The organism is Pseudomonas sp. CC120222-01a, from assembly GCF_003097235.1.
Classification (GTDB): Bacteria; Pseudomonadota; Gammaproteobacteria; order Pseudomonadales; family Pseudomonadaceae; genus Aquipseudomonas.
On record NZ_QEQQ01000003.1, the window covers coordinates 330,425 to 343,145 of the forward strand.

Genomic DNA, 12,721 nt, shown 5'->3' on the forward strand with positions numbered 1-12,721 from the left:
AAATAACAGGCATCGAAGTTCCTTAGTGGTGGAGATGATACGAGACGGTTTTTTATGTGGTGAACTCAGAAATGCCACCTTGATTCGCGATTGCTGGGGCCGCTGCGCAGCCCTTTCGCGACACAAGGCCGCTCCTACTACGGGCGATGATTGAGTTTGTCGATGGCGCCGTGCCACTATCTGGTATGCCTAGCTGCCAGCGTGCTGCCTCCGCCCGGCATGTTTGTCTCGACTGATTACACTATTGAAGTCGCCACATAAGGAATGCTGCGGATGGTCTGCGTATTGCTAGGTCATGCTGCCGGGTCGGCAAGTCGCCTGTGGGCGAGCAGGGTGTGCCTCGGGCGTTCAGGGAGCAGCCAGCCGTGAGCAATGCCGGACGCGGGGTCCCCCTGCAACTGCTGGTGGCGATGGCCATCATGCTCGGCATGTTGCTGCTCGGCGCCGGCCTGGCCTGGCAGGGCTACCGCGGTATCAGTCAGGCGCTGGTGGCCGCCGCGGGCGATGCCGCGCAACAAGTCGGCAAGACCATCGACGAACGGGCCCGGCGCCTGGTCGATCCCGCACAGAGCAGCATCCGCCTGCTGGCCTTCAACCCGGCCGCCAGCAACCTGCCGCAGCGCCTGGAGCGCTTGCCGCAGCTGGTCGAAAGCTTGAATGCCAACAAGATGCTCAGCGCCGCCTACATCGGTTACCCCAACGGCGAGTTCCTGCTGGTGCGCCGCTTGCGCGACCCGCAGTTGCTGGAGCGCTTTGCTGCCCCAGCGGGCACGCGCTTTCTGGTGCAGAGCGTCAGCCTCGGCGAGGGTGGGGCGATGTCGGGGGAGTGGCGCTTCTATGACCAGGCCCTGAGCCTGCTCAAGACCCAGGCTATGCCGGACTATCACTACGATCCACGCACGCGGCCCTGGTTCGCCGATGCCTCCGTGCAGGCCGGCACCGTCCTGACCCATCCCTACGTGTTTTTCACCACCCGCGATATCGGCATGACCATGGCCCAGCGCAGCGTCGATGGCGCGGCGGTGCTCGGCATGGATGTCTCGGTCAACGACCTGGCCAGTGAAACCCGTGACCTGCGCATGACCCCAGGCACCGAAATCGCCGTGGTCGACGACCAGGGCAATGTGGTGGCGTACCCAGACCTTCAGCGGGCCATCGTGCACGAAGGTGATTCGGTGCGTTTGTCGCGTGTTGCCGAACTGGGTATCCCCAGCTTGCAGCAGCTCTACAGCCATCTGCCCCAAGGTCCTCGACCAGTGCCCTATGAGGTGGACGGCGCCACCTGGTACGGCATGCGCGTGCAACTGACCAACCTCGCCGGGCAGGACCTGCAAGTGCTGATCGCGGTACCGGCGCAGGAGCTGCTGGCAAGCGCACGCCAGGTGTTGTTCAGGCAGATGCTGTGGACGGCCATGCTGATGGCCGTGCTGCTTCTGCTCGGCGGGTTGCTCGGCCAGCGCATCGGCCGCCCGCTGCATCAATTGGCCGAGCAGGTACGTGGACTGGCCGACTTCGATTTCAGTCGCGAAGTGGGGGTGGCCTCGCGGGTGTCCGAGGTGAAAGAGCTGAGCCGGGTGCTGAGCCGCATGTCCGGCACCATCCGCAGTTTCCAGGCGATGACCCTGATACTCAGCCGCGAGACTCAGCTGGAGCGCATGCTGGATGGTGTGCTGACGCATCTGGTGGAGGCTGCCGGAGTCAGCGCAGGCGCGGTATACCTGTTCGAGGAAGACCGTGCCCGCCTGCGCCTGGCGGCTGCGTGCCGAGGCGATGGCTACCCCGAGGCGCTGGCGGTCGGCGAGGGCGATCATCGCGACCTGGCTGCGGCCGTTACCCAGGGCCTGGCATTGGGCGGGCACAGTCTTGCGGTGGAGCTCAAGGACCGTAGTCATGACCTGCTCGGCATTCTCGTCCTGGCATTGAAGGGCGAGCCTGCTGAAGTCGGCGAGCCGTTCCGCCGCTTCGTCGAAGAATTGTCCGGAGCCGCTGCCGTGGCCATCGAGACGCGCCAGCTGGTCGAAGCCCAGAAGCGACTGCTGGAGTCGATGATCAAGCTGCTGGCCGATGCCATCGATGCCAAGAGCCCTTATACCGGGGGCCATTGCGAGCGCGTGCCGCAGCTGGCGCAGATGCTGCTGGACAAGGCCGTACAGGCCGACAGCGGCCCGTATGCCGATTTCAGCATGACCGAGGCCGAGCGCTACGAATTCCACATTGCCGCCTGGCTGCATGATTGTGGCAAGGTCACCAGCCCTGAGTACGTGGTGGACAAGGCGACCAAGCTGGAGACCCTGTACAACCGTATCCATGAAATCCGCATGCGTTTCGAAGTGCTCTGGCGCGATGGCGAACTGGCCTATTGGCAGGGCCTGGCAGCGGGGCAGGACAAATCGGTGCTGCAACACTGGCTGGAGCAGTACCGTGGCGAGCTGCAGGATGAGTTCGCCTTCGTCGCCAAGGCCAATATCGGCGGCGAGTTCATGCAGGATGAGGATGTCGAGCGCCTGCAGCGCATCGGCCAGCGCCGCTGGCTGCGCTATTTCGACAACCGCCTGGGCATTTCCCGCGATGAGGAGCAGCGCCACGCCGGTGCCGCACCAATGCCCTTGCCGGTGGCAGAGCCGCTGCTGGCCGACCGCCCGGACCACCAGGTGCCCTGGGGGCCGCGCAAGCCGCCGGTGGCCAAGGACGACCCGCGCAACGTCTGGGGCTTCGACATGCGCCTGCCGGCCAATGCCAGCAACCACGGCGAGCTGTACAACCTGGCCATCCGCCGTGGCACGTTGAACGATGAAGAACGCTTCAAGATCAACGAACACATCGTGCAGACCATCATCATGCTCACCTCGCTGCCGTTCCCGCGCCAACTGCGGCGGGTGCCGGACATTGCCGGCAACCACCACGAGCGGATGGACGGCGGCGGCTACCCACGGCGATTGGGCAGGGACGACCTGAGCATCGCCGAGCGGGTGATGGCCATTGCCGATATCTTCGAGGCGCTGACTGCCGCCGACCGTCCGTACAAGGCGCCGAAGAGCTTGTCCGAGTCGGTGAAGATTTTGGTGTTCATGGCCCGCGACCAGCACGTCGATGGGCAACTGCTACGGCTGTTCCTCAGCAGTGGGGTGCATGTGGAGTATGCCCAGCGCTTCCTGCGCGCTGACCAGATCGACGAGGTGGATGTGGCGTACTGGCTGGCGCAGTTCTAGGGCTTTGGCTACCAGGCGAGGATCGCGGCCAGCTCGACGGCGCATAGCGCGGTAACGCACACCGCCAGCAACAGATTCACCGTGATGCCAGAGGCGATGGTCTCGGCCTGCAGGCCGGTCACATGGCGCTGGTAGCTGCGCCGCAAACGCAGCCAGGCGGCACCGGCAGCCAGCAGACAGAGCACCGCCGGTGCCACGGCCAGCCAGCGATGGTGCGGTACCCAGCGCAGGAAGAAACAACTGCACACGACCATCGCCAGGATAGTCCGCCGCCAGGCCAGCAAGGTGCGCTCCGGCTGCAAGCCGTCATCGGCGTGGGCCAGTTGCGGCTCAGGCATGGAAGAACACCGCATAGGCAAAGAACACCATCACCAGCGACACGCCAATCGACAGCGCCGGGGCGATCAGCGGGAACGGCAGCGGGCGCTTCTGGCGCATGGCCCGTTCCACATTGAGCCAGCGGACGAAGGCCGGCAGGCTCAGCAGCAGGGCCAGGCTGATCAACGCCAGTGCCAGCAGGCGGCGGGTGCCGGCGCTGAAGATCTCGGCGGTGAACATGTCCACGGCGATGCCGCTGGCCAGCAGCGCCAGCGCGGTCCTGATCCAGGCCAGGAAGGTGCGCTCGTTGGCCAGGGTGAAGCGTGGGTCCGGTTCCTGGCCGTCGGCGAGGAGCTTGCTGGCCAGCCAGCCGCGTGAGCGCTCGGTGTTCTTGTTCAAGGGCAGTCGTCCTCCTCGGGTAAGGTCGGTGGGCACGCGTCTGCCTCAGTTTGAGTGGCAAACCCTGGCAATGTCCATGGTTCGCCAGCCGCTGGCGCTATTCGTACTCGGTTACGCCGCTGATATGCCGCCCGGCGACATAGCCGAAGGTCAGCGCTGGCCCGAGGTTGATACCGCCGGACGGGTACCAGCCGCCGAACACGCTGGCCATGTCGGTGCCGGCCGCGTACAGGCCGCTGATCGGCTGGCCTTCGTCGTTCAGCACGCGGGCGTGGCCGTCGGTGCGCAGGCCGGCGAAGGTGCCGAAGCAGCCGGGTTGCACCTTCACCGCATAGAACGGCCCTTGCTCGATGGGCGCCACGCAGGGGTTCGGCCCTTTGTGCAGCGGGTCGCCCTGTTTGCGGTTGAACGGTGTCGAGCCACGGCCGAAGGCCGGGTCCTGGCCTTGGCGTGCATGCTGGTTGAAATCAGCGACCGTGGCACTCAGCCCGGCGGGGTCGATGCCGCACTCCTGGGCCAGTTGTTCCAGGGTGGTGCCGCGTTTCAGGTAGCCGCTGCGCAGGTGCGGCCCCACCGGCAGGGGCGCCGGGCGCGCATGGCCGAGGCCGAAGCGGCGCAGGAAGCGGTGGTCGCAGATCAGCCAGGAACAGACTTCCTCGCCCTGCGGCACGGCGGCGACCATGGCGGACACATAGTCGTAATAGCCGTGCGCCTCGTTGACGAAGCGCTTGCCGTTGGCAAGCACGCCGATGATGCCCGGCTTGCCGCGCTCGATGATGTGCGGGAAGTGGCCGACGCTGCCGTCGCGGTGCGGCACCTTGGAAACCGGCGCCCAGGCCACCGGCGACTTGAGGTCAGTGGCCACCACGCCACCGGCCGACTCGCCCAGGCGCAGGCCGTCGCCGGAGCAGGACGGCGGGGGCAGGGCGAGGTTGTCGTGACCGCTGTTATCACGCGGGAACAGTTGCCGGCGCCGTTCCGGGTCATTGGGGAAGCCGCCTGCGGCCAGCACTACCGCCTTGGCGCGGATCGCCCGTTCGCTTTGCGCGGTTGCTACCACAGCCCCTAGTACCTTGCCGTCTTCCACCAGCAGGCTCTTGGCTGCGGTCGACTCGAATATCCGCACCCCCAGGTCATCGGCCGACTTCGCCAGCCGTGCAACTAGCGCCACCCCGTTGACCAGGTGCATCGCCCGGCCATGGCGGGCCAGGTGGTAGAGATGGCGGGCGAAGCGTTTGCACACGTGCAGCAAAGCGCGCGGCGAGCGGGTCATGTTGAGGAAGGCGGCCAGGTCGGTGCCGGCCATGATCGGCATGCCCATGAACGAGGTCTCGCGCATCGTCTTGCGCAGCCGCGGCAGCAGTGCGCCCAGCTGACGGGCATCGTACGGAGCGGCAATCACCTGATGGCCACCGAGGGCGGCGCCGGGCGTGTCGCCGTGCATGTCGGGGATGGCGTTGCCGTCGGCGAATTGCAGGGCCGTGTGCTGTTCGAAGAAGGCGACCATGTGCGGGCAGGCTTCAAGGAAGGCGTCGACACGCTCGGCGTTGTAATGGCTGCCCAGTTCGTTGCGCAGGTAGGTGCGCGGCTGCTCGATGTCCTCGACGATGCCGGCGCGCCGGGCCAACGGGTTGCGCGGCACCCAGGCCCAGCCACCGGACCAGGCGGTGGCGCCGCCGAGCACCGGGTCTTTCTCGACCAGGGTGACCTTCTGCCCGTGCCAGGCGGCCGTGACCGCCGCTGCCAGGCCGGCTGCGCCGGAGCCGATGACCAGTACGTCGCAATCGCTTGGGATGGGTTCGGCGGGCATTGCGGTATCTCCTGGATTATTATTGGAACTTGATTCCACAATAATCATTTCCAGCGGATAGCACTGCAAGGCCGAGGGCCAATTTCTGGTCGGTAACCGGACACTTCAATGTCAGCAGGCTGCGGTGGCTATCGACGGCATGGAATCATCTTCTAGAATTCGGCAAATTTTCAGGGATACGTGTCATGGCTGGCAGTCAGATCGAACGCGCCTTCAGTCTTGTAGAAAGCCTCACCGGCGAGCCGCACGGCTTGCCACTGCAAACCCTGGCCGAGCGCCTGGACATTCCCAAGAGCGCCGCCCACCGCATGCTCACCGAACTGGTACGCCTGGGCTACGTGCGGCAGAACCGCGACAACAGCCGCTATCAGCTGTCTGCCAAACTGGTGGCGATGGGCTTTCGCTACCTGTCCAGCAGCGGTGCCGACATCATCCAGCCGATACTCGACCGTCTGGCCCAGGACAGCGGCGAGCTGGTGCGCCTCGGCGTGATCGAAGGCCACCGCCAGACCTGGATCGCCAAGTCCCAGGGCGCCCGTTCCGGGTTGCGCTACGACCCCGACATGGGGCGTGACGCACCGCTGTTCTACACCGCCTCCGGGCATGCCTGGCTGGCCAGCCTGGGCGACGACGAAGCGCTGCAGATGGTGTTGCGCCAGGGCATTGCCGACCCGGCCCAGTTCGGCCCCAATGCGCCCCGTTCGACCGATGAGCTGCTGGCCTACCTGCACCGCGCCCGTGAGCGCGGCTATGCCTGGGTCGAGCAGACCTCGGCCATCGGCACCTCAGCCCTGGCTGCCGTGGTGCGGCGCCCGCAGAGCGACGAGGTGATCGGTGTGCTCAGCGTTGCCGGCCCCAGTGCCCGCCTGGCGCAAACGCGCCTGGCAGAGCTGGCGCCGCTGTTGCTGGCGGCGGCAGAAGAGCTGTCGGCGGCCAGCCGGGCGAGCGAATTGTTCGCCTGATGGGCATTTCTGGTCGGTAATCGCACAGTCTGTGGGGTGGGGCGTTCTGAAAAGCTGAACTTGGCTCTACATTGTGCAGTGTCGATTCTGGAACATGATTTCATAATCGACACCACAATAACGACAAGAGGACAGCGCGTTGAACTCACCCCTACGAATCGCCCTGATCGGCGCCGGCATCATGGGCCGCCAGCATTACCAGCACCTGCGCCGGCTGCCGCAAGCCCAGCTGTGCGCCGTGGCAGACCCAGGCCCGCAGGCCGAGGCGTTTGCCGCCGAATGTGGGGTTGCCTGCTACGCCGATCACCGGCAGATGCTCGAGCAGGCCCGGCCCGATGCGGTGATCGTCGCCAACCCCAACAACCTGCACGTGGCCACCGCCCTGGATTGTGTCGAGGCTGGTGTGCCGGTGCTGGTGGAAAAGCCGGTGGGCGTGCACCTGGATGAAGTGCGTGCGTTGGTCGAGGCTTCGCGCCGCCGTGGCGTGCCGGTGCTGGTCGGCCATCACCGGCGGCACAACCCGCTGATCGCCAAGGCCCATCAGGTCATTAGCCAGGGCAAGCTGGGCCGGTTGATCAATGTCACCGCGCTGTGGCAGTTGCAAAAGCCCGACAGCTACTTCGAGACGCCCTGGCGCCGCGAGCCGGGGGCGGGCTTTCTGCTCACCAACCTGATCCACGATCTCGACTTGCTGCGCCACCTGTGTGGCGAGGTGGTGCAGGTGCAGGCCTTCACCCGCAACGACGTGCGCGGCTTCGCCAACGAGGACAGCGCGGCGGTGCTGCTGCAGTTCGCCAACGGCGCCCTGGGCAGCCTGACCGGCTCCGACGCGGTCGCCGCACCGTGGAGCTGGGAGCTGGATTCCGGTGAAAGCCCGATCTACCCGCGCCAGGACGGTCAGCCCTGCTACCTGCTGGCCGGCACCCAAGGGGCGCTGAGCATTCCGCAGCTCAAGCGCTGGCATTACGCCGAGGCCGGATCCGGCTGGCACACGCCGCTGTTGCAGAGCGAGGAAGCCATCCCCGCAGGCGAGGCGCTGACCTTGCAGTTGCAGCACTTCATCCGCGTGGTCCAGGGCACTGAAGCGCCGCTGATCGATGCCGCCGACGGTGGCCGCACCCTGGCCCTGATCGAAGCGATCCGCCAGGCTGCCGAAACGGGCCGAGCCTGTGCGCCAGAACTGATCGCCTGATTTCTCGTCCTTAGGTAACTGACATGACCGACCGAATCTTTTCCCTCGCCGCCCTGACGGTGCTCGAACTGTCCCCGCCCGACATGGTGGAAGCCGCCGCCCGCGCCGGATACAGCCATGTGGGCCTGCGCCTGGTGCCAGCCACCGAGCAGGAGCAGCACTTCCCGCTGGTGGCTGACGCCGACCTGCGCCGGCAGACCCAGGCACGCCTGCGCGACACTGGCATCCAGGTGCTCGACCTGGAGATCCTCCGGCTCAAGCCCGACACCTGCGTGGCCGATTTTGAACCGATCCTGGCTGTCGGCGCTGATCTGGGCGGCACCGAGCTGCTGGTGGCAGGCAACGACCCGGACGAAGCGCGCCTGACTGCGCATTTTGCAGAACTGTGCGACCTGGCCGCCGGCTATGGCATCCACCCGCACCTGGAATTCATGCCCTGGACCGACGTGCGCGACCTGCGCCAGGCCATGCGCGTGGTGGCCAACGCCGATCGGGCCAATGGCTGCGTGCTGGTCGATGCCTTCCACTTCAACCGCTCGCGCTCCTCATTGGACGACCTGGCGCAGTTGCCGCCGCACTGCATGCGCTATGCCCAGCTGTGTGACGTCGCAGGCCCGGTGCCCGCCGACATGGACGAGATCCTGCGCCAGGCGCGCAACGAACGGCGCTTCCCGGGGGAGGGCGATGCCGATCTGGTGGGGCTGTTGCGGGGCTTGCCGGCGACCGTGCCCTTGAGCCTGGAGATCCCCACCCGGCAACTGATGGAGCAGGGCATCAGCGGTGAGCAGCGGGCGCGCATGGCGCTGGAGAAGGCCAAGGCCGTACTTGCCAGAGTCTGAGCTCATGGCACGGGTTGCGCCTGTGAGAGCAACTGCCTTGCTCAATTCTTGAAGCTGGCACAATCCCTGTGGGAGCCTGCAAGCAGGTGATGACATGCGTCGTACGCCGTGCTGACGGTGTCGCCCAGAGCAAGGTGGCAACCGTTAAACCCGGCTACCCTGCCACCTGGTCCCAACGGAGCACTTTGCATGCCTATCGACTTCAGACCCGCTCAAGCGTCGGACGCGCACGATATTGCGCGCTTCTTTCAACTGACATCGGAGGGCATGGCCGATTACATCTGGAGCAAGCTTGCCGCACCTGGCGAAACATTGCTGAGTGTCGGTGCGTCTCGCTATGCCAGGGAGCAGGGCGACTTTTCCTACAAGAACTGCCTGATGGCCACGTTCGACGGGCGCGTCATCGGCATGATGCACAGCTATGCCTTGCGCGAGGCCCCTGACAGGCCTGTCGAGACAGACCCGGTCCTCGCGCCTTATTCCGACATGGAAATACCCGACACCTTGTACATCTCCAGCCTGGCGCTGGATGAGGCCTGGCGCAGCCAGGGGCTGGGCGTTCAGTTTCTTCGCCACGCGCAGCAGCGCGCCGAGGACGCTGGCCTGGATGGGTTATGCCTGATCGATTATGCCGAGAACCACGGTGCACGCCGCTTCTACGAACGTCATGGCTTTCAGATTGTTAAAACCTGCCAGATCGTTGCGCACCCGATGCTTGGCGTAACCGGTGAAGCCTATTTGATGTATCGCCCTATCCACAACGTGCTCGAGAAAAAACCATGAACAAGAAGCTGACCGTGTTCCGCGAACTGGATATCCAACCGGTGCGCGACCTTCCCTTTTTTGAAGAAGTCGTGGAAGGCGACCCTCATACGCTGACGTCCAAGTACTATCACGATGAACAGCAAGGTCGGATTTCCGGAGAATGGGAAGCCAGCACCGGGGCGTGGCGCATCGACTACAAAGTCTGGGAGTTCTGCCATGTCTTGAGTGGATGCTGCGTCATCGAGCTTGAGGGTTGTGCCCCGGTCACACTGGCCGCTGGCGACACGTTCATTATCGAACCGGGCGCCAAAGGCAAGTGGACCGTGCTCGAAGACATGAAAAAGAACTTCGTGATCCTCTTGCCGGCGAGCTAGAGACGGGGTCGCGTTTCATCGAGCGCAATGCAAGGACAGTTTGCATGCTTACCCGCTGGCGGCGCTCTAATGTTCCGTTGCGCCTGACAGCTACCGGCATACCGGACAGCGCCGCCCGAATGAATGGCGCTTTTTTTTTCCAGGTACTCAGTTCTCGCCGCTGTTACGGCCATGGGCAACGAGTTCGTGGAACAGCAATGTGCGCTTTTTCAGATCGAACACCCACAACCGTTATTCGAACTGCCAGTCTCTGCGCCAGGGCGATGACCTTGGCATTGGCATTTGGAGCGGCTTTGGCCAAGGCAATTTCAAGCAAGTCGGCGTAGGCTGTGGGTAGGAAGGCCGACGTCGACAGCAGCGCTGTGAGTGGAAAGCCAAAGCGATGTAACGCCCTATGTGAATCTCATCAAGTAGAGGTCGAGTCTAGCAGCGGTTTGGACGCCAGCTCTTTGATTTGCGAGAGATCAAGGATTATCCATGGTGCAATTAACAAGGTTATTCGTCATAAGCCGCGCCTTATTCATGGTCTTTCTGATCAGTGGCACTGCGCTGGGTGAAACGTCGCAGATCGTGTCGGCATCTATGCAAGCCAGTCCGGCGACTGCAGCGCCTGACGACATCGTTGGACAAGGGATCCAGGCCGCGCTTGAACCCCTGGCATCGTCATTTCCTCCCTTGATTACCGCTCGCAAGCATCAGCGCGCGGACATCAATCGCGTTGTTCTCGATTTCTATTCCCATCGCAACTATCGCGCCGCCTGGACAGACGGGCGCGATGTCACCCAGTTGCTCAAAAGTCTGAATGATACTCACACCGACGGCCTGAACCCTGCGGACTTCCGGGTCGGCGAGTTGGCCGAGGCTCAATTGTTATTCCAGGCCTGCGCGCCGACGCCAGCGCAGGCGGCGGCTTTTGATATCGCGCTGACCCGCACCTACATCACCGCACTCCTGCAATTGCGGCGCGGCAAGGTCAACCCATCGCAGCTGGATTTTCATTGGAACTTCGACCCGGTCGGTGTTGATCCCCGTGAAGATGTGAGCAGTTTCTTTGCTGCCCTGGATGCCCACGATGTGGCCCGTGCGTTCGCCCAGGCGCCGCCGCAAGAGGCTGTTTATATCAACATGCGTGAGGCATTGGCGCAGTTGCGTCAGGTTCGCGATGCCGGCGGTTGGCCGAAAATCGCCGAAGGGCAGTCACTCAAACCGGGAATGGGCGGCGCTGTGGTCGCACAGTTACGTGCCCGTCTGGTGGCCGGTGGTTACCTTGATCCGCATAAGGGCAAGCGCAGCGATTACGACGACAAAGTCATTGCTGCGGTGAAGAAGTATCAGGCCGACCAGTATCTTGGTGTGGATGGCGTGGCTGGCGCGGCCACCCTGGCGGCGCTGAATGTGCCTGTCGAGGTACGGATTGATCAGGTCCGGGTGAACATGGAGCGGGCGCGCTGGCTGCTCTACAAACTCCATGGCACCTTTGTCGTTGTCGATATCGCCGGCTACAAGGTGGCGTTTTACCGCGATGGCAAACCCATCTGGCGTTCCCGGGTGCAGGTCGGCAAGCCTGTGCGCAGCACTCCGGTATTTCAATCCGAGATCACCCACATCACCTTCAACCCCACCTGGACTGTGCCGCCGACGATTCTGGCAAAGGATATGCTGCCCAAGATTCAGCAGAATCCAGATTACTTGGCGGCCAGCCGAATCAGGGTCCTTGATCGGGCTGGCAATGAGCTCGATCCGGCGACCGTCGACTGGTACAACGCGCGCGGCCTCACGCTGCGCCAGGACGCCGGCCCTACCAACTCGTTAGGGCAGGTGGTCATTCGTTTCCCCAACGATTATGCGATTTACCTGCACGACACACCGCATCGCGAGTTGTTCGCCAAGTCGGTGCGCACCACTAGCTCCGGATGTATTCGGGTGGAGAATCCCCTGCAGTTGGTCGAGCTGTTGTTCAACGACCCGGTGCGCTGGAACAGCGAGGGGATACAAAAGCAGTTGGCCAATGGCAGGACCGAGAACATCAAGCTTCCGGTCAAGGTACCGGTGTTGTTGGCCTATTGGACGGTCGACTTGAGCACCGAGGGGAGAGTGACGTTCAAGCCCGACGTTTATGGCTACGACACGCCGCTATTGCGGCAGTTGAACTTGCCTTCAAAGCTGCCCGCCTTGGCGTTGCCGCAGGCAGAAACGACTAGGGTGGTCACAGGGCAAAGCCAGATTTAGGCAGCGCGTGAGCAACCAGTAATTGCGGCGCTCGCCGATTGGAGCATGTGCACTTGCGCCGCGCTCGAGTACGCCTGAGAGAAAGGCCTCTCTCTTCACGCCCGTAGTTTGCTGTCGATGGCAAGATTGAACAGAGCCAGATCACGATTGTTGGCAATTTCCAGCCGCGCTCTGATCGCCCAAATGTCCCTAAACCGAAGCGGTGCTTTTCGACCAGTTTGCCTTTGTTCCAGGGCTCTCGAGATTTTACGGTGAGTATGGACATGATTTGTCCTCCACATGGTGGAAGACAAGGGTGCATCGCTCACCACTTCTCCGGCCGCTTACGACCCAGGCTGTGTGAAAACGCCTGCGATTGTCTAACCTTCTGATCGTCGAGATCGTGGCGGGGACGATCATGAAGCGATTCATAGAAGGTGAGTCTCGGACGCAAGTCACGTTGCTGCCGGAGTGCCTGGACGACTACATCACCGAAGAAAACCCAGTTCGGGTAGTCGATGTTTTTGTCGATGAACTTGACCTTGGAACACTCGGGTTCGAGGGTGTCGATCCTGCGGCAACGGGTCGTCCGGCTTACCATCCAGCAGTGCTGCTAAAAATCTACATCTATGGCTATCTCAATCG

General features: G+C 63.5%; 11 protein-coding genes and 2 pseudogenes. 8 read left to right on the forward strand and 5 right to left on the reverse strand.

From position 1 onward, the window contains the following. Nucleotides 1-410: 410 nt before the first annotated feature. Entirely contained in the window at nt 411-3,209 is a 2,799-nt protein-coding gene (locus N430_RS07010; protein WP_110634604.1) for an HD domain-containing phosphohydrolase, read from the forward strand. 8 nt (nt 3,210-3,217) lie between these two features. Here the strand turns inward: N430_RS07010 and N430_RS07015 are convergent, their stop codons facing one another. The 3 genes from N430_RS07015 to N430_RS07025 all read right to left on the reverse strand — a co-directional run bounded on the left by N430_RS07015 (nt 3,218) and on the right by N430_RS07025 (nt 5,736). Continuing rightward, nucleotides 3,218-3,547: a DUF202 domain-containing protein gene (locus N430_RS07015; protein ID WP_218278047.1), complete on the reverse strand. Its 330-nt coding sequence runs from the start codon at nt 3,545-3,547 to the stop codon at nt 3,218-3,220. Further along, nucleotides 3,540-3,926: a YidH family protein gene (locus N430_RS07020; protein ID WP_218278048.1), complete on the reverse strand. Its 387-nt coding sequence runs from the start codon at nt 3,924-3,926 to the stop codon at nt 3,540-3,542. Before N430_RS07020 ends, N430_RS07015 begins: the two co-directional genes overlap by 8 nt. Before the next feature lie 97 nt (nt 3,927-4,023). Beyond that, nucleotides 4,024-5,736: an FAD-dependent oxidoreductase gene (locus N430_RS07025; protein WP_110633821.1), complete on the reverse strand. Its 1,713-nt coding sequence runs from the start codon at nt 5,734-5,736 to the stop codon at nt 4,024-4,026. 185 nt (nt 5,737-5,921) lie between these two features. Here N430_RS07025 and N430_RS07030 point away from each other — a divergent pair, with 185 nt between their 5' ends. From N430_RS07030 to N430_RS07050, 5 genes are all read left to right on the forward strand, one after another. Then, on the forward strand, nt 5,922-6,698 hold the full coding sequence (locus N430_RS07030; protein WP_110633818.1) for an IclR family transcriptional regulator: 777 nt from the start codon (nt 5,922-5,924) through the stop codon (nt 6,696-6,698). 139 nt (nt 6,699-6,837) lie between these two features. Then, nucleotides 6,838-7,890: a Gfo/Idh/MocA family protein gene (locus N430_RS07035; protein ID WP_110633815.1), complete on the forward strand. Its 1,053-nt coding sequence runs from the start codon at nt 6,838-6,840 to the stop codon at nt 7,888-7,890. Nucleotides 7,891-7,913: 23 nt separating this feature from the next. Beyond that, nucleotides 7,914-8,729 (forward strand): sugar phosphate isomerase/epimerase, encoded by an 816-nt coding sequence (locus tag N430_RS07040; RefSeq protein ID WP_110633811.1) that lies wholly within the window; start codon nt 7,914-7,916, stop codon nt 8,727-8,729. Between the two features lie 189 nt (nt 8,730-8,918). Then, on the forward strand, nt 8,919-9,512 hold the full coding sequence (locus N430_RS07045) for a GNAT family N-acetyltransferase (RefSeq protein WP_110633808.1): 594 nt from the start codon (nt 8,919-8,921) through the stop codon (nt 9,510-9,512). Further along, nucleotides 9,509-9,868, forward strand: coding sequence for a cupin domain-containing protein (locus tag N430_RS07050; RefSeq protein WP_110633805.1), 360 nt, complete (start codon nt 9,509-9,511; stop codon nt 9,866-9,868). Before N430_RS07045 ends, N430_RS07050 begins: the two co-directional genes overlap by 4 nt. A 150-nt stretch (nt 9,869-10,018) precedes the next feature. Here N430_RS07050 and N430_RS07055 read toward each other — a convergent pair. After that, nucleotides 10,019-10,226: pseudogene (locus N430_RS07055) on the reverse strand (murein L,D-transpeptidase catalytic domain-containing protein); the annotation flags it as partial. A gap of 119 nt (nt 10,227-10,345) precedes the next feature. On the opposite strand from N430_RS07055, the gene N430_RS07060 reads away from it, so the two are divergent. Continuing rightward, nucleotides 10,346-12,097, forward strand: a complete 1,752-nt coding sequence (locus tag N430_RS07060) for a murein L,D-transpeptidase (RefSeq protein WP_110633802.1) — start codon at nt 10,346-10,348, stop codon at nt 12,095-12,097. Between the two features lie 98 nt (nt 12,098-12,195). On the opposite strand, the pseudogene N430_RS29605 reads toward N430_RS07060, so the two are convergent. Further along, a pseudogene (locus N430_RS29605) lies at nt 12,196-12,362 on the reverse strand (integrase); the annotation flags it as partial. 132 nt (nt 12,363-12,494) lie between these two features. Between N430_RS29605 and N430_RS07070 the strand changes: the two are divergent. Next, a partial coding sequence (locus tag N430_RS07070; RefSeq protein WP_133248832.1) for a transposase occupies nt 12,495-12,721 on the forward strand: 227 nt, incomplete at its 3' end.